We start from the raw sequence: 22,284 nt of genomic DNA on the forward strand, positions 1-22,284 counted from the left end.
TCGGAACCACTAGCACAGCTAGTGGTTTTCGTGAGACAAAAAAACTGCCAAAAATAAATTTGGCAGTTTTTTGGTAGGGAACCTATTAATTCAAACAGTTTCTCATAATCGCTTATCGCAATAAAAAACCGGTATAGTAGGATTCCGCAATTAAATAGCTATATGACTATTATTTAAGACTAATTATATCTCCCGCATTTGCTAATAACAGTAAAGTGCTTCTTCAGAAAAACTTATATTAAATTCGTATTAAGCATATAGTAAACATATTAAGATTAGTAGTGAAGAAATATCCGACGGGAGAGAGTACTCACTACTTTTTCTTTATGTTAAAGTAGTGGTGTCTTGTAAAGTTGTAGGAATCTATGGTACTAGACGTCGAGTATTGAAAATGAAATCACTAAAAAATGGAATTATTCAAGACAAAAGAGGTAATGTCATGCGTGCAGTATTTGGAATTGATGTAAGTAAAACAAGTTCTGAGATGGCAATTTTAGTCAACTGTGAGAAGGTTCATGGCTACACCATACTCAATGATGCCAGCCTGTTGGGTGACTTAAAAACTGTTCATAATCCTGAGATTATATTTGAGACTACAGGCTTCTATTCTCGACGTCTTCAAGCCTTTATTGAGGAATATAGTTACGCTTACACTCAGCTAAATCCGCTGGAAGCTAAGAAGTAATTGAACAGTTTGTGAGTTCGTAAAGCAGATAAAATTGACACTGAAAAGTTGGCTAATTCTCAGCTTGTGTACAATCGTAAACCAACTTACGTGCAGGAAGAAGTTTATCAATACCTGCATGATTTAAGCCGTTTCTATCAAAATATGACAGAAGACCTTGTTCGAGCTAAAAAGCGTCTGCACAAGGTTCTACAAGTCACCTTTCCTCAATTGGAGATTTCTTATCCACACCAACTGGAGAGCAATATTGGAACTTGCTGATGGCTTTTCCATGCAAAGAGTTTGTATTAAGCCTTTCTCAAAGTGACTTGTGTGAAATTATCCGCCAATCTACCTCCAAACGTATCTCTGAAAAGCGTATTGCTTACCTGACTGATAAACTTATAAAACTCTCTAAACAATCTTTTTGTGCAATCAAGAAAACCTCTCAAATACTTGAAGAGGTTCGTCTTTCTGAACGCAGACAGGTTGTCTTAAACGACTTGGTAGCTCTAGCTCAGCCTTTACCAGAGTATGACATCTTACGGTCAATCCCTGGCATCACAGAAACCACGGCGACGTCTATCATTGGCGAATTGGGAGATATTCGTCGCTTTCAGTCTACCAATTCCTGGCATAATGCTGACTTTTATGAGAAACGAAAAAGACAATACCTTCAACAAATCCTCATGCAGTTCCATCAATACATCGTCTCATTCAGACAATGTTTTACCTCAAGTACCTAACCTTTATCATCCCTGCTAAAAAAACGATCAAGTTTGACTATCCATTTAATTGTATCTCCTTATAAATAAGGTCTCGTTTTTTTGTGTGATTAATTTCTAAGTTACTATGAAGAATATAGCATTAGCTTTAAACACCCCTTCACATAATATTTTGTGTCTAAAAAGTATTGATTTGTCTTAGGCCTGAAAAGTACTTAAAATTATATCCTTTCCCCTTTATTCATTCTAAATACTATTTAAATACAACACTTTCTGAGTTGTATAATAGTTTACCGCTAGAGAAACGAAGTTGAGAACTCCTTAAAAATCTTTTTTCAATCACTTCATCTACTGCAGCATCGTCAAAATGGATAACTTCTCCGACTTTTTTCAAACATCCCGCTTCACTAGAATCAAGCAAGCTGAAGATTTTCGCTAAATCTGGAACTTCCCCGACACCAGCGTATTTAAACAATTCGGCTAGAGGAATGTAATTGGTTAGTGTCTTCAATGGTAAATTCTGAACGTATTCCCTACAACCTTTCATGAAGGCTAATTTTTTTACTTCATTTTGTTGACGACTATTTGTCAAACTAGAAATCCTTACTTGGACTTCTTTTGAAGCTAGGTTATTTTGTCCCGCAAGCAACATATCAAATAACATATATTGATAGTACGTTGATATCACATCTTTAGCTATGGCTTTAGCTTCAGTCTCTGGTTTTCCCTCTTCGATTAGCTTTCTCCAGAGTTTATCAGAAATATCTCTAGTTGCCTGATAAAACCATGGTGATCCAAACTTCTTATATCGAGTAATTGCAAATGGTCCTTCTGAATCAAGCATATACTCAATAATGGTTCGGCATAGGTCATCATTAAATTCATAAATAAATGATTCTAACTTTTCTTCTAGGTCTTCTAAAGTAATTATCTTTGGATTATTGGCTGCTGTTGTCATTGTCCTACTCTTATTTTCAATCAAAAAAATTGGTATTTACTTCGTTACACTTGATTCGTAACTAATATTATCTTGTTCCTAAAATATCGTCAGTAGATACACCAAAATACTCGGCTATAGCTATAACGTTTTCCATACGTATATTAGCTCCATTCTCCCACTTGTCAATAGTCCCTGCATCGACATCTAGATCATGAGCTAATGTTTTCTTTGATAATTTCCGTCGTTGTCTCAAGTCCGAAATAATATTTCCCATGTATATATAACCTGCCTAATCAATATAGTCCTGAAATGATTTTACTATTTTTATGGCAAACAATCAAGAAAATTTCATAATAAAATTACATCTAACTCATATTTTTTTAATTAAAAAGCTATGATTTTCTACTAAAACATGGATTTGTTTTAATTATAACTTAGCGTTAAATTAGTAATTATTTCATTTTCATTCAGTTTGCCACCGTCTTATATAGCTATTTTATACAGTCTATAAAGTCTTTTGAATACTGTTATTTCTACATTTGTTTATTGTTTCTAAAACTGCTATAATAATTTTGATTATAAAAAATTATAATTTTTTTAGGAAGATGTTATAGGGATAATACATGAAAGAGTGTAAGGATAGTAATAATTTAATGGGGGAAATGTTTACTGACCGATTAATTAAACTCCGACAAGCTAGAGGTTGGACTAAAAAGGAATTTAGTGCCAGAATAGGGAAAACACAACAAACTGTTGGAAAGTGGGAAAATGGAAGTAATGCCCCTACATTTAAAGATCTTGTGAAGTTAGTTGGATTATTTGGGGTGACATCAGACTACTTACTAGGATTATCGGACTCACCAAGCAAGTATGCTTACCCACCAATTAACGACAATAAGCAAGAGCAAGTAGAGGAAATGTTTAAGGAGCTTGATGAAGGAAACCAAGACGCGACTGTTGATTTCATAGAAAATCGATTAGATAATCAGCACATCTCTAAAGAAATCAAAGAAAACGACCTTAAAAAACAAATAGGCATTAACGATGAACGACCAACCAAAAGAATCAGTATTTATGCTAGAGTCAATTCTCAAGGGTTTGAACTATCAGAGGTCCCAGTCGACTGTCTTGACTACCCTGTACCTATTCCAGTACATGATATAGCCATTAAGGTTGTCGGTAAGTCCATGGAACCTAGTTTTTTTGATGATGAAGTGTTATTTATCATGAAAGATTCAATTCTACGAGCAGGTGATATTAGCATCGTGCAGATAAATAGTCGGTTCTTCGTAATGAAGGTAGGTCAAAATAGAGAAAATGGGGACATTCTCCTTAACCCGCTAAATTCTGACAAGCCACCCATCACCCTGTCAGAAAAGGATGATTTCATCATCTTTGGCAAGGTTGTGCTTATGTAAGTTTAGTTTTTTTATAGTAAAGAGTTATAAATAAACTATAATGATTCAGTAAGAGCGAATACAAGATAAAACGGCAACCCCAATGGAGTTGCCGTTTTCTGTAGTACATAACTTACAGAAATAAAAGAAAGTAACTTCATTATACTTTCTTTCTGCTAAAATCTCAATAGTTTCAAAATATATCTTAACTTAACTTTCAGCTGTTTTTCTTAAGGAATATGAATCTCAAAATAATTAAGAAGAAACGTAAATTGACTTAAATCAGTTATTTTGATAAAATGTTGTTCAAAAAAAGGAAGCTGTGCAGTCATTCAACTTCCATGTAAATCCGTTTAAAAAACGGTGGCTAGTTTTAAACGAAAATAATCCGTCTTACTTCGCCAAAAGTGGGGACGGATTATTTTTGTCGTCATTTTTAAAGAGTTTGTAGCATAAACCTATTAGAGCGATAGTAAAACTACCGAAGCCTAGGATGGTTTGCACAACCTCAAATGCTGCCAAAACTACTTTCCTTTCTACCAGATTTTGAATGCTTGCCCATAGCAATCGCTTGTAGTATTGACTTCCTTTATTTGAGTGTAAAATGAGCCCTTCTTTGTTTGAATGAATGCTTGAACACCTCCTTTGGTTAGATAATACTCTAACCAAAACATGTCCATGAAATCATATGCTAACAACAATGTTTTTATAGGTATCTATAAAGAACTTGATAAATGAAGACAGTCTAGTATAATGAAACGTATAATAAGATTGTAGTCAGTTACAGGGAGAGAACATGGAAAAAGGAAAATCTACAAATGGTTTAATGAAACATATCCGTGATAAACATAATATACTAATCAAAGGTTCAAAGCACAAAACAGACCTTTTAAACATGGGGTATTATCATGGCTACAAACGATTTAGATTCATAAAGGATGTATCATCAAATCAAAATTTTACAAATTTCGATCAGATAAAAGCAATTCATAAGTTTGATACAGCTGTAAAAGCTCTAATTTATCCATTGATTACACAGGTTGAAACTGGTCTAAAAAATAGAACAATTGATTATCTCGTAACAAATTCCAACCCTGATATTGAAGCTATTTTTAGAGACCGACTAAATGGTTACAAAGATTATCATAAAATAAATGATTATAAAAAATATCGCCAACGTTTAAAAGAAAGATTAGATCTTAGGCAAAATATAGATGAAACTATAGCTTATTACTATGGGAAAAATGATTCTTTAAGCCATTTTATTCACAATAGTCGGCCTATCCCTTTATGGGGCTTTTTTGAGGCCATTTCATTCGGGCAGTATGGCCATTTTTTAAGTGCATTAAATAAAAAGGATCGACTAGAACTTTGTGATATCATTGGTTTAACCCACTCAGGCTTGAACGCTGATGGACGGTTGTTGGAACAAATTGTTTTCGCCTTAACAGGACTAAGAAATGCTACAATGCATAATGCCCCTGTTTACGATGCGAATTTCAATAAGGAAACACCACCTAAAAAGCTCAAAACTTTTCTTAATGGAAAACTTCAAATTACAATTAGTTTTGACACTATAATTGACTATATTATCTTACTTTTATATATGATGCGGTTACAGGGTTATAGTAAGCGTGAATTAAAGATATATATATCAAACTTTAGGAAAATTAAGGATACACTATATCAGTCTGTCCCTAAATCAACATTTGACAAGATAGTGGGAGCTAACTCTATTCAAAAACTTGAACAGTTGGAGAATATTTTATAAAATCAAAAGCCTTGATTTGCTTATATGTTTTTGTTATAATTTACAATATCGAATAGGGGTGTAGTACTGCGGTCTATGCTCAAAAGGGTGGATGCTTCCACCCTTTTATTTGACTCTGTTTACCATATACCAAGTTTATTAAGTCTTTAAGAATAAATGAGACAAGACAGTGCTATTCTGAGGTTGCAGCATTATTTTCAAAACTTATTGAGCCATAAAAGGGTATACGAAAATAACACCTCATCTGGTATGTTTTAAACTAAAATATATCAAAGCCATATAATAGAATCCATCTATAAAAGCCTGAGCCCTTCCATTACGAAAGGAGCTGTTTTTCATAAGTTTTTTAGTGAACATACTACAAGTACCAATAACCATAAAAGATTATTATAGTCATTATAAAACATATAAACAGACTCTATTAAGGGGAATGTAGATCATTGAAAAATATTGCAAATTTTTAATCATATTGATATAATCACATTGTAGGCTTACATACCATACAACAAATAATTCAATCTTCCCTTAGTCTCTAATTAACTTCTATACATAGAGGCTTTATACTCACATTACTCGTCACATAAAAATTTTATGTGAGTGCCTACTACTAACTAGGGTATTTCCCTAGTTTTTTTAGTTTTACTTTCTCAACAAACTTTTTATAAATCTTATCCATATGGATTAATCAATCTACCCCTAAAGTAACAATTGGAAACTGCTAACCCAAATTTTATTGAAAGCTATGAGAAGGTAAGTTGGACTTAGTTACAGCTGACCTTAAAAAATATAAAGATGTTCCTATGTTGTTCAACAGTAGAATATATGGATCAGACGTATTTCTCAAACCATTAAGTACATTGTTATCCAACCAATAAAGAAAATTATAGCTGGTACGATATATTTTCTTGGATGCTTCCATAATTCTCTTTTCAGATTCCAATTCTGTAATGGAAAATAGATCTCAATCATAAGGTACATAATAGCCTCTATTATAGCTAAGCCGATGACCAAAAATAAGAAGTCTATTCTCAAACTATTCAATACAAAAAGTTTTAATGTGAAGGCTACTAATAAATTAGTGATTAGGTAATACGAAAGTAATACTCTAAAATACATTAAGAAAAATAAAGTACTTTGAGGTAGCGACTTTACATGAACTATCAAATCTTTGTCTGCTGAGAATAGAGTTGTTAGTGGAGTATTTACAGAAACAATAGTAAGTAAAGTTATTGTTTTTAGTTGTTCCGGGTAATCCTGAAAAATAATTAATAAAATAAATAATAGGGTAAAAATTGAATTTATAAAAAAATATTTTTCTTGCATCAAGGAAATCATAAAATAATTATGACGTCTCTTATTAAAAACTGGAGAACTTTCATTTTTTACGATATAAATAAGTTCTTTATTTCTCAGTATTAAATACCCTACAATGATAGAACTTACTAACATATAGAATATATTATTTAGTAATAATATAGAACCATCTATTCCTAACATACCAATAATCAAAAGCAAACTTAGTACATTTAATTTTGTGTTCAACTTGATAAACACATAGAATACACTAAGTATCACTAGCAATGAAAAGAGTATTAATTTTATAAATTGAAAGTAGCCAATAGTTACATTTAAAAATAAAATTAGAAACATGATTCTTTCAAAAAAATTCAGAATAAATGTAACAAATATAAAATTAATTTTAAAGTAGTTTATGGATATAGGTAGTTGAAAATAGGCTTCCATTCGATCAGTTAAAAAATATGAGTAGAGTAACTGAAAGGTTGATAGTGCTGTTACGATAAATGTACTCAACATCAGAATTCTAAAATCTGTAGAGAACCCAACTCTCACATATTTATAATACAGTAATATGCTAAGAGAAAACAGAAACAAGTACAATCTATTTTTTGAAAAGATATCTCTAAAAATAGCTAAAAGCATCTATTCCCTCCTTTGACTACTGACCTCATTTAACCAATCATCTAAATCTGATTGTAACAATTTTAAATGTCCATCCTCAAGAAAATAGGCTTCATCACAAACTCTAGCAATGCTTTCTGCTATATGAGAGGTCATTAATATTGAGCCATAGCTTTTATATTGAACGAGAACTTCATATAAAAATTCAGTAGAGTCAAAATCTAATCCATCAAAAGGTTCATCCAAGATTAATAATGGGCGTTTTAAATAGAAACCTGTTATCAAAAAGACTTTTTTCTTATTTCCAGTCGACAAATTACCTATGCTAGTCTGTAAAAATTTTCCAAAATTAAAGCCCTTGACTAAATAATCATATAAGTCATCATCTCTTTTAACATGAAATAATTGACAGACAAAATTAAAATACTGACTAAAGTTCCAATTTAAAAAACTGTTATTTTCGGTGAAAACAGTATAGGTATTCAGCTTATAAACATTACTGTCCAACGGTTTACTTTCACCATTTAAGCTGATTGAAGTCACTTGATAGTTCCTCTTATCAAACACACTACTCAGAGATTTTATCAAGGTTGTTTTACCTGAACCATTTTTTCCTACCAGACCAATAATAGTATTGTTAGGAATAACAAGATCAAGGTTACTAATAATAGGTCTATCCTTCTTAAACCAAACGTTGAGTCCTTTTACCTCTAAAACCAAATGAACCATTAGTCCACTCCTTTATATATATAAAATCCTCCGACTAAAAGAAATGCTAACGCATACAACAGCTCTTTTTGAGCCATAAATACCAACGCACCAATTAAAAAGCAGATCCCAATAAAAATTCTAAATCGTAATTTCATTTTTTAGCCTTCTTTCTATAAACTGTATCAAAACATTAATAGTTAATAGGATAACACCTATAACTGATAATCCTAACTCATAATAAATGGTTGATAATATAACTATACCCGATGAAAACTCTTTTTATTTTTGTTTGGAAAAGAATATGCCTATAATTGATAACATATCAATATAAATATAACATTATATTTATAACATATAATTTATTCCCGTTTTTGCAACTGTCTATTTTTTAAAATTCTATCTAGATGCAAACTATAATGACTAGCAATATTAACACTTCCCACTGCCTTCATAAACTCTATACACCTTTTCATTTCAATAATGGCTTGGTCACTGCCAAACTTTTTATATAGATAGTAATTATGGGCATAATTATATACTACTCTTTCATACATTTCCGATTCTTCAAAGAAGAAAGATTCAAGTTGTTTTCCAAAGTACGCTGCATCTGTTAAATAACCTCGATCGATGCAAATAATATAAGCGTTCAGTGTCATATGATTGATTAGACTTCTATTCGCCTTAATTTCTTTATAATAGTCGGAACGTCTGATCATTTCTCTCGATAAAGTTACAAAAAACTTATGTTCTAGAATATCAATTGAATTAAGAAATAATCTTAATTCATAGACTCCCCAATATTCGACACTAAACAAATAATCAATTAACTTTTCTAAGTCTCCCTCAAGAACTTGTTTTTCTTCTGATAGGATTTGAAGGCGGATTTTTATCAAAATAGTATTTAGTTCATGGAATTTATCACTCTCTTTATCCCCTTTACTATAATCAAACAATAAGTTTTTTAAGCCTTTAATATCATTTTTGATGGTGCAGGTCCTAATAATATCTAGAAGTTCTGTGAGTTCATCATTATGAAAGTCATTCACAGCATACATAAATTCATTAATAGAAACGTTTATGGCATTCAGTGCCATAATGAACTTATTTAATGTAAGATCATTTTGTCCATTTTCAAACCTTGATAACTGAGATTTTGAAAGATTGTCATTTGCTACATCTTTTAAAGATAACCCTCTAGATTCTCTGAAGCGTTTAAAAATTTCACCACTATTTTTCATTCTTTCTCCTTTGTTGCATATTCGGGAACTAAAATTTTAATCTAAAAAAGTATATCATAAATTATAGAAGGAAGTTTAAACATGAAAAAACTTTTAACCAAATATAGAACAGACGACTATTCCAAATATCCGAAACATTTCTATTTATGACAATCAATAAGAGAAAAAGATAACACCTCCTCAAGAAGATGTTATCCTTTTTTTATGATTAAACGAAATCAAATAGTGAAATTTCTTCGTAGACTTCTACTTCTGCTTCTACTACCTCATTAATAGAGGTTTCAGAAACTACTTCTGTAGAAACATTATTATGTTCTTCAGTCATACCAAAGATTTCAGAAATGCTTTCTAGGAAGTCATCAGCCATATCAAGAACTTCTTGTGAAACAACAACATGAGTTGTTTCTTCAACGATTTCTTGAGCAACTACTACTTCCTCAAAGCCAGTTTCTGCTTCATCTACTGACTCAGCAATAACTTCAACAAGCTCGCTTTCTTCATCAGGATCATAGCTAGCACTATATTCCTCGGTGATTGAGCTAACTTTTACATCAGAGTCCTCATCCATTTCTGGATGGTCTGCCTTGTACTGCAATTCAAAAGCATTAATAGCCTCTTCAATTTGTTCTACAGTAGGCTTCTTAGACTCGTCCTCGACTTCGATAAGAGGATTAACAATGGCACGTTTAGCTGATACATAGTCGAGACGAGCTTGGTCTGCAAAAACATCTGCAGCTTCTCCTCGCTTAATAGTATCTGCACAACGGTCAATGTTTTCCTGCAAGAGTTTAGCTTGTTTATCCATACCATCAATAACATTGTTGATACGCTGGATAGTCCCAATACCACTCGCAAAATCTAGGCGAACGGCATAGCTATTTTGACCAATAATATGCAAATCAAGCATGCGTTCTGGTTGCCAAGGTGATTTTTGTTCCAACGCACGAAGGACAAAACCACGATAATGAGCAAGGGTTGTCATTTTCATATGGAGTGGATCAGAGGCAACATTCATCTGCATAGCATAGTTCAGTTGATTTCCTGCAACATCTTTCTTAGTTGCTTCGTATCCATCTGGTTCAAAAGTCATAACAAATGGGTTATGTTCAACCTCATATTTCTTACCGTCTTCTTTTTCAACCACTTCTTTCCAAGGTTTTGTCTTTTCTGCAAGCTCTTTATCCTGGACTAATAGAGAAAGTTTCTTCTCGTAAATTTCCTTATCTTTAAGGGCTTGCTTAATGCGTTTTTGAGACAAAGCAATATCACGTTCCCAAGCCTTCCGACGATTAGACAACAACTCAAATTCGTTATCAAGTTCCATCTTAAGTTTAAGATATGGATTGCCTGTCGCAATAGCTTTAAATTCAGAGGCTGAGAGTGTTTGCTCGTCAATATCCTCTGAAGCTCGCATCGGTGTACGACTGGTCATGATTTGAGTAATATAACGAAGCTTTGTTTCTTGAATCTGCCAAAGGTAGTTATCAAAACTTCCCTTGGTAATATAGTGGAAAATATTTACCTTGCGATAGATATTTCCTTGACGAACCAAGCGTCCATTACGTTGGATAATATCAGACGGTTTCCAAGGCACATCGAGATGATGAACAGCTTTCATACGACGTTGTATGTTAAGACCGGTTCCCCCTTTTTCCGTTGAGGCCATGAGAATACGAATCTCACCAGCATTCATTTGACGTTGAAGTTGGAGCTTAGCCTTTTTGTTAGCAGCATCGTGAATAAAAGCAATCTCTTCTTCTGGAATCCCACGTTCAACAAGCAAATCTTTCAACTCTTGATAAACAGAGAAACCCTTGCCATTAGGAGTTCCAAGGTCAGAGAAAATCATTTGTGTCCCTTTATGCTTAGCCTCCATGTGATAAATCTTATCCACTCGCTCAACCACTTGCATGAGTTTATCTGCATCAGCTCTTACATAGAACTCCGCATCCAGCAAACGCATGTCTAAAGCCAACTTTCTGGCTTCACTAGTAATTTTGAGCATGTTATCTTCACTAGGATCTACACTCCCATTTTTAACTCGGTCTGAGCGTTCTACAAGCTCATCCAAATAAACCTTTTGGTTATCAGTCAACTGACTTTCAACCGCTACCTTTTCTACCATAGGAACTGGAAGATTAAGGTCTTCAGTCATTTGAATATCTGCAGTCTGACGATAAATCGCCATCAACTCAGGGAGATTCATAAATTTAGCAAAGCGTTTACGTGAAATATACTTGTCTCCAGTAGGGTTAAGTTCAAGACTATTCTCAACAATCCCAAACGCACCAACCCAAGCATCAAAGAAACTTACACCGAAATGTTCCATGACATCTGGTTGAAGATAATTCATCATCGTATACATTTCGCTAATAGAGTTGGAAACTGGTGTTCCAGTCGCAAAGACAACGTGACGTGTATCATGCTCTTCTTGAAGCACGCGCACCTTCATTTCCATATCCATATTCTTTTTTGAGGTACGGTTGGTAATACCAGCAACGTTCCCCAAACGTGTCATAGGACGGACATTCTTGTACCCGTGGGCTTCATCAACAAAGAGCATATCAATACCAAGGCTTTCAAAGTTGATAAACTCATCAATACCAGTCTTATTTTCAAGCAACGTTTCTAAGTTTGCCTCAAGACTTCTACGCATCGATTGTGCTTGCTTGAATGTGATTTTGTCGTCATTAGCTTTTGCGTAACTAATGATCTCATCAAGTTCATCAATCTTTTCAGAAATAAAGGCTTGTTCACGTTCTTGTGAGACACGAACTTTCTCAAATTGAGAATGTCCAATCACAATACCATCATAGTCGCTGGTTAGAATACGAGAAACGAACAAGCGACGACGTGACTTTTCAAAATCCTGCTCAGTCGTAACAAACACTTTCTTGGTAGGGTAGAAACGCATAATTTCTTGACCAAATTGTGCTGTTAGACTAGATGGAACCACAAATAATGGTTTATGAATAAGCCCAAGTTCTTTCATCTTGAAAGCTGCTGAAATCATTGTTAGTGTCTTACCAGTACCCACTTCGTGAGCAAGCAGTGCACGTCTCTCTTCAAGAATACGTTGTACGGCATTTTTTTGATGAGGGCGAAGCTCTACACCTTTAGCCAACCCATCAAATTCCAAGAGACTTCCGTCATATTGACGTGTCACATAGCGATTAAAGACTTCATTGTAGGTATCTTCAATCACTTCTTGGACTGTTGGGTTTTCATGAATAAAGTTTTTAAAGCTTTCTTGTAGAACACGTTCACACTCACGTAGGTTTGCTGTAGCCACTTCATCAACCTTACGTATAGGGTTTTCAGTCGTACCGAAATTACGCATGATTGTTGGTTGATTACTTGTAAGCAAATGAGCCACAATATCTGTTGCGTGTGAGTAGCTTTTATTGTACTCATCACGTAGACCTAAACGAAGGTTAGATTGACGACTCATATAGCAGTTTAACAAGCGTTCGTTGAAACCTCGTCCGATTCTGGATTTCACTAATAGTGATTTAGCTTCTTCAGAATGGAGACCAACTTTTTCATCCAACAATTCACTAAACACCCATTGAGAAACGACGTTACTAGGAATCCAGCTAGAACCAATGCTGAAATCAATATCAGATAAGACAACTGGCTCTGGTACAACAGATAAAATCAGTTCCAAATAACGTTCCCAATCCGCTTGTGTATCTCCGTCTTCAATGAGAGAGTTAATGCAATCACGTTTAGCAAGAACATCACCTGAAAGGAATTTATCCTTAGTAACATAGTGTACAGTCTTATCATCAATATAGCGTTCCACATCAATCATCACGGTCTCACCTAGTTCAGAAATCATCATATCTTCTGAAACATCTGGATAGACAGAACTCATGAGGTTCAAATCAACGCCACGACCTTCTGAAAGCGACACATTCAAGGCTTCTACTGCTGACATCACTTGATGGAGATGTTTTTTAGGACGAATAGTTGGCTTTTGAAAAGCATCTGACTTCACAAAGACTACCTTTGAGCTGTCATTCTCGTCCAACTCCTCTAATTCAAGACTAGCGATAAGAGGATAACGATCATCTCGGTCAAAGAGGCGAGCATTCACCGCTTGATTGATATAACCATACTTCTTCTTGAAAGTATCGTAGGCTTGATTAAGTGTTGCAAGCAGTTGTTTAAATTTACCTTCATCATAGTCTGTCGTCATTTGAATATCAATAATGGCTTGATAAGCATTTTTGATAGCAACCATGCCACGGATACGCTTGTTTTCTGTATCCGTAAGGGGTGTTTCATAGAAATAAATACCTTTGTAAAGCCCTTTACTTTTATCTGCTTTAGAAGGTGTTTGACTTACCCATGTATTCGTAACAATATTAGGGTCTGCTTCTACTGCTGCTTCAAAGTCTAAAATGGCTTCTTCTTTGTATTTTTCATCATATTTTACGAACTGTCCTTGTTCGTCTTGATAAAAAATCATTTCAGCTGCGCGTGAGCTAGGACGGATAGACGTGTTATCACGATAATAGACACGCCCATTTTTATCACAAGCATACTCGTTCAATCGAATATCAAGTGAAGCAAGTAAGTCTTGGTCAAGATGATTCACTTCTTCTTTAAGGATAATATCACGTGGTTCTAGTCTCTCCACTTCGAAAGGCACTGTTACTTTTGATAGTGCTTCTTGAAGCTCTGAAGCTAAGTCAAAAGAGCTATCCACCACAAGATCCAGTGTTCCACCATTGAAATTACGTACCTGATAATCGCCTAGGACACAAGGATTTTTACAAATAGCATCCTGGAAGAAATAGGGATTGAGTGAGACACGTTTATCAAAGGGGAATTTATTTCTATCTGAAGACCAGAAGTCGATATTATTATCTGGAACAGGGATAAAAGCTCCTTTTTGGAAAAATAGGATATCTGTTACCACTCTTGTTCCAGCATCTTTAAAAGCAGTATTTGGTAAGCGGACACCACCTAAAAACTGAGTTCTGCTACGACGGAGTTCTGGCAGAATTGAACCAGCACTCTTATCTGCAGTACCAGTTGAAGTGATAGCAGCAACCATCCCATGATAGGGTACCAAATCGATAGCTTTCTTAAAGAAATAATCATGAATACGATAAGGTTTATTATCATAAGCCTTATCGACAATGCGAACATCCGCAAATGGAACATTCGTAATGACCAAGTCAAATGGTGTCCCTTCAAAGTTTACTGTTTCAAATCCTTGGACTAAAACAGTAGCATCTTGATGAAGGTGTTTAGCAATAGCACCTGTAATGGTATCAAGTTCAATTCCATAAAGAGTAGAATTCTTCTTGATATCCTCTGGCATTGTTTCAAAGAAGATACCAGTACCCATTGATGGATCAAGAATATTACCTCCTTTAAAACCACTTTCTACAATCTTATCCCACATTGCAGTAGCAATCTCTGGACTTGTGTAGTAAGCCGTAAGGGAGCTCATTTCCATCGCACGATATTCTTCTTTAGTGACAAGACTTTTTAGCTCATCACGTTCTTTTGCAAAACGATTAATCTTACTATCAAAGAAATCGTTAGCAAGTCCTCCCCAACCAACATAGTTAGAGAGAATTTCTTGTTCGGCACTATCAGCTAGACGGTTATCTGCTTCGAGTGCTTTCACAAGTTTAATGGCAGAAAGGTTAGCTTGAACCTTTTCTGCTTTAGTCATTGTTTTAGTATTATTTTTTTGTTCTTCCATTGTTGTTCTTTCTCCTTAAAACTAAAAAAGACCTGGTATAATACCAAGTCTTTCTTTTTCGTTAAAATAATTGTTTATCGTCTCCCTAAGTTAGGATGATTGACGATTCTATCTTTCTCCTCTTATTAAAACTCAATTTTAAGCTTTCCACAATGAGCTAAAAAAAGTTCTGCTTCTTTCTTTGCCTCTTCATCTGCGGATTTGTTCCTTTCTCCTTTCAGTTGAATGATCCTGTTGTTTTTCAATTCAAGAGTATAGAGAGGGGTTTCTCTGTCAGTTTTATCACGAACAAAGACAATAATAGAAGTTCCGTAGACAAAGTGTTTTTTTGCATAACTTCCAACACAATGATGTAGGGTTTTGCCTTCTTTGACAATTTCACTTTCGTCTTTAGGAAAGATAAAAGCATACTTGTCAAATGCGGTCTGAGCCTTCATCATGTTTGTCAAACGTTTAGCTGTTTCAATCTTCAACTTCGCCTCTTTCTTTTCGTCCTCAAGGCGTTGTTTCTCTTCTCTCAAATCTCTGACAGCATTAGTTACACGTAAATATGTACCACGTGCTTGTTGATTCTCGAGAAGAGCTGAATAATTTTCTACGATCTCTGTATGTTTGTTTTCCCAATTTTTTGGGATAACTACATAATCTCCATCAAATGGAATTCCCAGAGCTTCTACCATTTCTTGATAGTCCTCATAATCACGAAGGGAGATATTGTTTTTCATCATCCAGTTAATAAAACGAATTGGTTTCACAGTGGATGGTATGATACTATCCAAACGCTTAATTAGTGGCTTCTTGTCAGAAATCATAGCGTTTGTAAGCAACTCGTATAACCCCTTGAAAGTTCGACCATATCGTCTACGCAAATCTTCCTCAAAAAATGCCTTTTCAACATTCATATCCGTATTTTTTAGAAACGGTTTATTCCTTTTAAGAAAGTTCATGGTAACCTTACCCATATTTGCATGACCATGTCCTAGACTAGATGAGTAATAAGACCTATAAAAAGTAGACCCTACCAAGTCTTTGACGATTCCACGCGCCTTGATTTTTTGAGCGAATTCAATACGTTCTCTATATTTATAGAGATGAGGTAGTACTATGCTTATCTCAAAATTATCTTTAATCACTTGTCCAAAATCTAAATATCTCAACTCAGACTTTGTTTGTAATTTCTGAATAAGACTTTCCATATCCCCATAAAGCGTATAGACACTAAATGCACCAGAACCAAAAAAGAGAGCATTCCTCTGATTTTGGAATCCACTTCTATAGATATCTTTACCTTTTTGGGCTGAAAGATATGGATCCCGGTGGGCTTTAACAATCTTATTGTTGGCAAGCTGATAAAAGTTGTAAAGTCTGACTTTGAACCTTTCTTTTCCTTTTTCGAAGGATTGAGTCACAGAATACATCTGCATTTCAATGCGTTTCTTTGTAACTCCCATCCAGACATAGTAGAAAGTATCTCCTACAAAGGTTAAACGGCTATTAAGTGATAAGCGTTTTGTAACCTTTTCCGAAAATTTTTTTCGGTCTGAAGAGATAATTGTCCTGGACTTATTAGTCCATTCATAGATAGGAAAATCATTCATCGCCCACTTGAAAAATCCGTTAGGAACTTTTAGACGATTGTCAACGATTTCTTGAATAGTCATTTCTTTTGTCATTGTTTTTCTCCTTAATCAATAAAAAATGGCCCTAGGACCATTTTTTTCATCATTTTTGTTAAAATTCCCCTTCTTCAACAGATAAATCTGAAAAAAGATCTAACTGTTCCACAACCTCTTTAGGCATTTTCTTTTTAGGGGTTTTCTTCTTTTCTGATGTTTTCTTTGCTAGGGTTTTCTTCTTAGCCTGTTTCTTTTGAGTATTCTTAGTTGATTTCTTGCTTCCAGTAGTCATTTTACCTACAACTGATTTAGTCTCAACTTTTTCAGCAGTAAAATACTCCTTAACCCAAGAAAAGACTGTAGCATCATCAACCATAGCACCTTGACCATTTCTATAGTCAGATTTACTGGCTTTTCTGATGCAGTAACCCATAGCATCCTTAATCGTACGATCAAGATGTTTGAGAATTCCAGCAATCAGCTCATCATCCTCTTGATGATCAACTATCCAATTATGAATAGCATCCTCAGTCGGTGTGTGAGCTTCTGCCATTTCATCATCAAAATGGCTTACTGCCATGAAGCGGTCAAAAGCATCAATCTTAATTTTATCTGTCATTTTTTTTCTCCTCTTTTATTTAACCAAAGCTACGTTTCGTTTCCCATCTTGTCCTTGTTTCATTTCTAAAACATCATGTGGGATTAAAAAGTTATCTTGATAGGCTGTTGTAACGACACTTAATCCTGCAGAAACAGCCTTAAGTACTGCTTCTACTTCTTCTTGTGTATTAGCTTCACCGATAAACAAGACATTAGGATTAAAGCGTGGGACTAAAGTGACCAGAGCATCATAGTCCATACGGTTAACCTCATTGACTTGTAGCTGGCCAAAAGATACATCCTTAATTTCGACATGTCTTTCAATTGTCATTACTTGCCCTTCTTTAAAAGCTTCAGCAAGTATCAAGTAAGCTAAAGTCGTTTTACCAACACCTGGACGACCAGTAATGATGTGTAAGCCCGGAATGCGTACTTGTTCAAGTACGTTTTCCAAGCTACTATCATAATCAAAGTCACGCAAAGAAACTCGATGCTCATCCCCATTGATACAATCTAATAGTCGTATAGCCATCGTTTCAAGACCTCGAAAATCGCCTACCGTTGATATCTTGATGGTGATAACTCTACCATCATCCAACGGATAGTCACAAGTACCTAGTTGCCCACGCCGTTTTTCGATTACAATCATATCAGCCATAACTTTTATATGATTAAATAGAACATCCGCATCTTCTGATGAAATGTGGTCATAGACCTGTTTGACACCAGCTTTTCTAAATCTACCTCGTATTCTTCACCATGTGGGAAGAAGGTAATATCTTGGATACTATTATCGATAGCTTCTTTCATAGCCTGTTTAATGTAAGTAATCATTGTTTTTCTCCTTTTTCTGTTTCTAGTAACAGCTTTAACTCTGCAGCTTCTTTCTGCAATTCACGAATCGTACTCAACAACTCGTAACGTTTGGAAAGAACCTTATCTCTATCAAGAATTGTAGTTTTATTGATAAGGTCAACCTTATCAATTTTATACAGTTTACAGAGCATCGAAAATTGCGGTTCTTTAGGAATAGACCGTCCTTTTTCATAATTATTGACAGTTCCCTTAAAAACCCCAATTCTATTTGCAACGTCTTGAAGAGATAGAGGTCTATCTAATTCTTTCCTAGCTGTTTCTAGTATTGAACCTAATGCCACTCTATCTAAAGTGTAAAAAGGTTCCAAATACTTCTTGACCGTCATTTCAGTCATTGTTTTTCTCCTCTCAGAACTCAAACAAACTTAACTGCTCTCCTTCAGTCGTTGGTTTATCTTCAAGTGGCTTTCGACAAGCTACCAATGCTTTTGGCACCTTCTCGACCTTATAAATAGGTTGCATTGCACGATAGTTCTCAAAGAACGTGTCAAAAAATGCAAACAAAAGGTGTCGACATTGCCTTAAAGCCCTATACTCTAGTCGAGTATAGTAAGTTGCTTCATCAGATAGCAATTCTGAAACCTTGGTATAAGTTTCAAAAACCCACCATTCAAAGCCACGTGCAAACACTTCTGTTGGTGTCAAATAATAGTCCAACTTCTTCTTAATGTGAACAGCTTGAGCTAAATCCGTTCTGGTTTCCTCAGCTATTTGAATAAGTTTCAGCAAGCTAGCCTTGTAGATATATCGAATATCTTTAAAGCTATGTGACGTAGAACTAATGATCCCAGCTTTATCATACGTATAGTCTAAATAATGTCCATACTCATGTATGAATGATGAGGAATCTCTTACATCAACTGCCATGATATTTAACCCTGGTACATAAAGTCCGCTTGCATTATGTTTTCCTAGCTTTCGGAATTTGAGTTCTGGTTCTACAGTCGAATGTGGTAAGTGATTACACAACTTCTCCCATTCGTTCTCTAAAACTTTAAATTTCTCCTTGTCAAAATCACTACCTCGATAGCGCTCAGTATCAACTTCGACTTTTGAAAACCCTAAATCAAGAAATGACGTGTTACTGTTCATTTCATAATCTTGAAAGATTTTATCCTCACGCACACTGGCTATCGTCTTAGTGGACTGATTAACATATTGTGCATTAAGGTTAGCTGCAAGAGCATCTTCATACTCTCTTTTAAGAACGTTAGCTATCTTTTGGATATTTCCATAATAACTACATTCCTTGTAGATACCTTCACTATGGATAGACATCAATTCAAGAAAGCTAAAAGATACTAGTCCATACCTTGTTTGTGAATTTCTCTCTCTCCAAAAACTTAGGTTTTTCTTCAAAGGTACTCTAACCTTTGAATCGTCGACAATGAGAAGATACAAAGTGCGTTTGGTATCTTCTGCACTTTTAGTAGCAGGTAATCTACTCCCATGGAGTGTGAGAAGAATCTGTTCACCGAAAAGGTGTTCTTGATTTTATTCATCTCTCAAACTCATACCTTCGAACAGTCTTTTTAACTTATTCGAAAAGTGAGCTTGATCATAACCAATGGTTTCAATATCAGCCATAATGTCTTTGACTTTATAGGCTGTATAGACATTATCCTGTCCGAACACTTCTACAGCTAGTGCTCCGACTTCTTGAGATAAAAGTTCATGACAGTGATATCTGCGAATATTCGCATAATAATTGCAAAATTTCCTCACGATATCGCAAGCTTTATCAGTCTCTTTTATCTTGGGAAAAGTGACTTTTTTAGTCGCTTGTTGTGCTACTGCTAGTAAATTTGCCATTGTTTTTCTCCTTAATAGCAAAAAGGAAGGTAAAGCTTAAAGCTACTACCTTCCTCTTTCTCTTATATGTACTATGTACGATACACTATAGACTATACATAGTATGATATACAATTTATTGCGTAAAAAAAGGAAACCTAATTATTGTTATCAAGTTTCCTTGCAAAATCTCGTTTATGTCTTTTGTGACTCTCGATATTTCGAGAAATATCATTCTTATCCCAGATTTGTAATTCCCAAGGATAATAGAAATTACTTCTGTTTTTAAAGTAGACATGGATGCCAGTATAGTCTTCAGTATCTTTTAAATACCAATTTTTTAGTCCGTATTCTTCCTTCCAATCATCTAAACGATTCATCACTTCAGTAATGACAGATGTTGGCAAAATGACACGTGCTCCAAAAATATCATTTAAAACCGAATTTACTGGATACCCTTCGGGTCTTTTAGTAAAACGCTCAATCTTGTCTAAAATAGATTCAGATGTCTTCACTCGATAGAAGTAACTAATATCGCTGACATCTGCTACCATTAAATAATCGTTGATAGATTCGTGTAGATTCAAACGATATTTTAGAATCTCATCAACCGGTACCTTCGCAAAAGTGTGCTTAAGATTAACTTTAGCAATTTTACCACTTTCAAAATACTCCTCTGAGTACTTTTTATGAATGGTGTTGATTTCAAAGATTAGTCGCTCTACTTTCTTGATATCTGTCACAAGCTCATACTTCTCCATATTTTTTCTCCATTATACCATACCTGGCTATTATAAGTTATAAGTTTTGAACCTGATCTTTTCTTCTGGGGAAGCTTTCAAAAGGAAATCATCGATTCCCTTTTCGTGAGGCCAGATTAGAGCACGAACCGTACAAGACTGCTTAGTAACTAGATCTTGAACCATGTCATACATACGTTCAAATACTGAGTCATTATCCTCAAAGTCTTGGTCAAATGCAAGATAAATTGGTTTAACCTTTTTGAGTTCAGTCTTTCCGATAAAGTCCGAGATAGGACGCCATGCTGCTACTCCTGCCATAGAGATAACACAGATATTCCCCAATTGAGAAAGACGAGTGTTTTTCGCAACTGATGCGGTGATGTCCCCCTTAAGCAGACCTTCAGTAACTAGAAGGTTATCAACCTTACTCATAAGATTGACTTTTGCCTTACCTTCTTCAGAAAAGCGTGCTTGTTCTAAAACTTCATCAGAATAAGCAAAATGGGGAAAGGACTTAGCACTCGTTCCTTCTGGTTTATATGCTGACGATACAAAGACATATTTTTGCCCTTTTTTAAAAGTCAACTCAAGTCCAGACCGAAGTTTAACTCTAGTTTCCTTAGTTGTCCCACTTGCTAGTTCGTATGATGAACCTTTAGCAAACACATACCAATCGAAACTTCCGTCGTCATTTTGAAAGACCTTAGCAGTACGTGCATTTCGTCCCTCTTGAAAGGCTTCGTTTACTTTGGCTTGATAACTAACGTTATCAAGACGTACTTGAAAACCTACAATTTGTCCCCAAGAATTGCGACATGGAATTAGAATTCCATCTTTTGATTCAAAAATAGGACATTTTGCGTTTTCATTCCAGTAGAAGCCAGGCACTCCACGCCATGCATCTTTAGGAAGGCCATTTGCAACAAAGAGCTTTTCCCAAATAGTTGCAGGGTGAGATACTGTTGTATCAACCTGCTTCTTCCGTGTCTCTTTTGTCGATGAAGCATATCCCCGTAAAGCAATAGTCTCAACAGAAAGACCTCGTTCTGCACTTGTTAAGTGCTTGACATGGTCCTTAGTCAATCCCAACACATCAATCACAAGAGAGTTTACCTTGTGAAGTGTTGAGATACTTGCCAAGGGCTGACTTTTCCAACTTGGTTCAAAAGTCACCTTTCTGGCTTTATTTTTGTCCAATTCATAGATTGTCCCTGCACTACCAAATTGTGGTTTGTCTGGGTCAATTTTTCTTGCACAAACAGCCTTTGACTGATCTGCGAAAACCAGACACCAATCTGGTTTTCCACAAATAGGACAAGGGTAATCACGTCCTACACGAATTAATTCTTCATTTCCAATTGTGATTAATTTAGTCATTGTTTTTTCTCCTTAATAATAAATTGTTGTTGTAAAGTGACCTTGGAAAGCCTCGAATACCTATTCGTAGCCTTTCCTCCGCATGACGACCATTTAGATTTGGGAACACCTGTTCCTCACCTCTAAACATCGAGATGTCGCCTTCCTTTTTTGTCCGTCTACCCAAACTCAAAACAAAAAAAGCATAACA

General features: G+C 35.1%; 19 protein-coding genes and 1 pseudogene. 3 read left to right on the forward strand and 17 right to left on the reverse strand.

Annotation, left to right across the window (positions count from 1 at the left end; all coding sequences use genetic code 11):
• Positions 1-439 precede the first annotated feature (439 nt).
• Positions 440-1,475: pseudogene (locus HMPREF2877_RS01390) on the forward strand (transposase).
• 167 nt (positions 1,476-1,642) lie between these two features.
• Here HMPREF2877_RS01390 and HMPREF2877_RS01395 read toward each other — a convergent pair.
• Both HMPREF2877_RS01395 and HMPREF2877_RS01400 read right to left on the reverse strand, forming a co-directional pair.
• On the reverse strand, positions 1,643-2,347 hold the full coding sequence (locus HMPREF2877_RS01395; RefSeq protein ID WP_070578255.1) for a hypothetical protein: 705 nt from the start codon (positions 2,345-2,347) through the stop codon (positions 1,643-1,645).
• A 67-nt stretch (positions 2,348-2,414) separates the two neighbouring features.
• Positions 2,415-2,603 (reverse strand): helix-turn-helix domain-containing protein, encoded by a 189-nt coding sequence (locus HMPREF2877_RS01400; RefSeq protein WP_002887206.1) that lies wholly within the window; start codon positions 2,601-2,603, stop codon positions 2,415-2,417.
• Between the two features lie 349 nt (positions 2,604-2,952).
• On the opposite strand from HMPREF2877_RS01400, the gene HMPREF2877_RS01405 reads away from it, so the two are divergent.
• Complete coding sequence (locus HMPREF2877_RS01405; RefSeq protein ID WP_070578257.1) at positions 2,953-3,747, forward strand: helix-turn-helix domain-containing protein; 795 nt, start codon at positions 2,953-2,955, stop codon at positions 3,745-3,747.
• Positions 3,748-4,119: 372 nt separating this feature from the next.
• On the opposite strand, the gene HMPREF2877_RS10495 is transcribed toward HMPREF2877_RS01405, so the two are convergent.
• Entirely contained in the window at positions 4,120-4,278 is a 159-nt protein-coding gene (locus tag HMPREF2877_RS10495; RefSeq protein WP_141751032.1) for a putative holin-like toxin, read from the reverse strand.
• Positions 4,279-4,522: 244 nt separating this feature from the next.
• Here HMPREF2877_RS10495 and HMPREF2877_RS01410 point away from each other — a divergent pair, with 244 nt between their 5' ends.
• The gene (locus HMPREF2877_RS01410; protein ID WP_070578260.1) at positions 4,523-5,497 is read left to right on the forward strand and encodes an Abi family protein; all 975 of its coding nucleotides are present in this window, start codon (positions 4,523-4,525) and stop codon (positions 5,495-5,497) included.
• Between the two features lie 840 nt (positions 5,498-6,337).
• Here HMPREF2877_RS01410 and HMPREF2877_RS01415 read toward each other — a convergent pair.
• The 14 genes from HMPREF2877_RS01415 to HMPREF2877_RS11050 all read right to left on the reverse strand — a co-directional run.
• Positions 6,338-7,438, reverse strand: a complete 1,101-nt coding sequence (locus HMPREF2877_RS01415; protein WP_070578263.1) for a hypothetical protein — start codon at positions 7,436-7,438, stop codon at positions 6,338-6,340.
• Positions 7,439-8,146 carry an ATP-binding cassette domain-containing protein gene (locus HMPREF2877_RS01420; protein WP_070578266.1) on the reverse strand — a complete coding sequence of 236 codons (708 nt, stop codon included), beginning with the start codon at positions 8,144-8,146 and terminating at the stop codon, positions 7,439-7,441. It lies immediately after the preceding gene.
• Between the two features lie 341 nt (positions 8,147-8,487).
• Positions 8,488-9,366, reverse strand: a complete 879-nt coding sequence (locus HMPREF2877_RS01425; RefSeq protein ID WP_070578270.1) for an Rgg/GadR/MutR family transcriptional regulator — start codon at positions 9,364-9,366, stop codon at positions 8,488-8,490.
• 208 nt (positions 9,367-9,574) lie between these two features.
• Positions 9,575-15,091: an SNF2-related protein gene (locus HMPREF2877_RS01430; RefSeq protein ID WP_070578273.1), complete on the reverse strand. Its 5,517-nt coding sequence runs from the start codon at positions 15,089-15,091 to the stop codon at positions 9,575-9,577.
• 125 nt (positions 15,092-15,216) lie between these two features.
• Positions 15,217-16,764, reverse strand: coding sequence for a PcfJ domain-containing protein (locus HMPREF2877_RS01435; protein WP_070578275.1), 1,548 nt, complete (start codon positions 16,762-16,764; stop codon positions 15,217-15,219).
• Between the two features lie 58 nt (positions 16,765-16,822).
• A complete protein-coding gene (locus tag HMPREF2877_RS01440; protein WP_083306926.1) occupies positions 16,823-17,326 on the reverse strand; it encodes a Cas9 inhibitor AcrIIA9 family protein in 504 nt (167 codons plus the stop codon).
• 15 nt (positions 17,327-17,341) lie between these two features.
• On the reverse strand, positions 17,342-18,010 hold the full coding sequence (locus HMPREF2877_RS01445) for an ATPase, T2SS/T4P/T4SS family (protein ID WP_256262913.1): 669 nt from the start codon (positions 18,008-18,010) through the stop codon (positions 17,342-17,344).
• Positions 17,971-18,141 carry a hypothetical protein gene (locus HMPREF2877_RS11125; RefSeq protein ID WP_256262907.1) on the reverse strand — a complete coding sequence of 57 codons (171 nt, stop codon included), beginning with the start codon at positions 18,139-18,141 and terminating at the stop codon, positions 17,971-17,973. Before HMPREF2877_RS11125 ends, HMPREF2877_RS01445 begins: the two co-directional genes overlap by 40 nt.
• Positions 18,138-18,518, reverse strand: coding sequence for a helix-turn-helix domain-containing protein (locus tag HMPREF2877_RS01450; RefSeq protein ID WP_070578277.1), 381 nt, complete (start codon positions 18,516-18,518; stop codon positions 18,138-18,140). Before HMPREF2877_RS01450 ends, HMPREF2877_RS11125 begins: the two co-directional genes overlap by 4 nt.
• A 13-nt stretch (positions 18,519-18,531) precedes the next feature.
• Positions 18,532-19,461, reverse strand: a complete 930-nt coding sequence (locus HMPREF2877_RS11130) for a hypothetical protein (protein ID WP_256262908.1) — start codon at positions 19,459-19,461, stop codon at positions 18,532-18,534.
• A 216-nt stretch (positions 19,462-19,677) separates the two neighbouring features.
• Positions 19,678-19,995 (reverse strand): hypothetical protein, encoded by a 318-nt coding sequence (locus HMPREF2877_RS11135; RefSeq protein ID WP_256262909.1) that lies wholly within the window; start codon positions 19,993-19,995, stop codon positions 19,678-19,680.
• Between the two features lie 137 nt (positions 19,996-20,132).
• On the reverse strand, positions 20,133-20,735 hold the full coding sequence (locus tag HMPREF2877_RS01460) for a nucleotidyltransferase family protein (protein WP_070578280.1): 603 nt from the start codon (positions 20,733-20,735) through the stop codon (positions 20,133-20,135).
• Between the two features lie 30 nt (positions 20,736-20,765).
• Entirely contained in the window at positions 20,766-22,094 is a 1,329-nt protein-coding gene (locus HMPREF2877_RS01465; protein ID WP_070578283.1) for a DUF3854 domain-containing protein, read from the reverse strand.
• Positions 22,087-22,284 (reverse strand): hypothetical protein (locus HMPREF2877_RS11050; RefSeq protein WP_218108089.1); only part of this gene is annotated, 198 nt, incomplete at its 5' end. The genes HMPREF2877_RS01465 and HMPREF2877_RS11050, both read right to left, overlap by 8 nt.

Source organism: Streptococcus sp. HMSC072D03 (genome assembly GCF_001812855.1).
GTDB lineage: Bacteria > Bacillota > Bacilli > Lactobacillales > Streptococcaceae > Streptococcus > Streptococcus salivarius_D.

Bases quoted from the DNA above. Each gene is read 5' to 3' on its own strand.
- HMPREF2877_RS11130 (WP_256262908.1), bottom strand. From the start codon at position 19,461: ATGTCTATCCATAGTGAAGGTATCTACAAGGAATGTAGTTATTATGGA.
- HMPREF2877_RS01425 (WP_070578270.1), bottom strand. From the start codon at position 9,366: ATGAAAAATAGTGGTGAAATTTTTAAACGCTTCAGAGAATCTAGAGGG.
- HMPREF2877_RS01405 (WP_070578257.1), top strand. From the start codon at position 2,953: ATGAAAGAGTGTAAGGATAGTAATAATTTAATGGGGGAAATGTTTACT.
- HMPREF2877_RS01410 (WP_070578260.1), top strand. From the start codon at position 4,523: ATGGAAAAAGGAAAATCTACAAATGGTTTAATGAAACATATCCGTGAT.
- HMPREF2877_RS11125 (WP_256262907.1), bottom strand. From the start codon at position 18,141: ATGATTACTTACATTAAACAGGCTATGAAAGAAGCTATCGATAATAGT.
- HMPREF2877_RS11135 (WP_256262909.1), bottom strand. From the start codon at position 19,995: ATGGCAAATTTACTAGCAGTAGCACAACAAGCGACTAAAAAAGTCACT.
- HMPREF2877_RS01440 (WP_083306926.1), bottom strand. From the start codon at position 17,326: ATGACAGATAAAATTAAGATTGATGCTTTTGACCGCTTCATGGCAGTA.
- HMPREF2877_RS01430 (WP_070578273.1), bottom strand. From the start codon at position 15,091: ATGGAAGAACAAAAAAATAATACTAAAACAATGACTAAAGCAGAAAAG.
- HMPREF2877_RS01450 (WP_070578277.1), bottom strand. From the start codon at position 18,518: ATGACTGAAATGACGGTCAAGAAGTATTTGGAACCTTTTTACACTTTA.
- HMPREF2877_RS01465 (WP_070578283.1), bottom strand. From the start codon at position 22,094: ATGACTAAATTAATCACAATTGGAAATGAAGAATTAATTCGTGTAGGA.
- HMPREF2877_RS01460 (WP_070578280.1), bottom strand. From the start codon at position 20,735: ATGGAGAAGTATGAGCTTGTGACAGATATCAAGAAAGTAGAGCGACTA.
- HMPREF2877_RS01435 (WP_070578275.1), bottom strand. From the start codon at position 16,764: ATGACAAAAGAAATGACTATTCAAGAAATCGTTGACAATCGTCTAAAA.
- HMPREF2877_RS01420 (WP_070578266.1), bottom strand. From the start codon at position 8,146: ATGGTTCATTTGGTTTTAGAGGTAAAAGGACTCAACGTTTGGTTTAAG.
- HMPREF2877_RS01395 (WP_070578255.1), bottom strand. From the start codon at position 2,347: ATGACAACAGCAGCCAATAATCCAAAGATAATTACTTTAGAAGACCTA.
- HMPREF2877_RS01400 (WP_002887206.1), bottom strand. From the start codon at position 2,603: ATGGGAAATATTATTTCGGACTTGAGACAACGACGGAAATTATCAAAG.
- HMPREF2877_RS01415 (WP_070578263.1), bottom strand. From the start codon at position 7,438: ATGCTTTTAGCTATTTTTAGAGATATCTTTTCAAAAAATAGATTGTAC.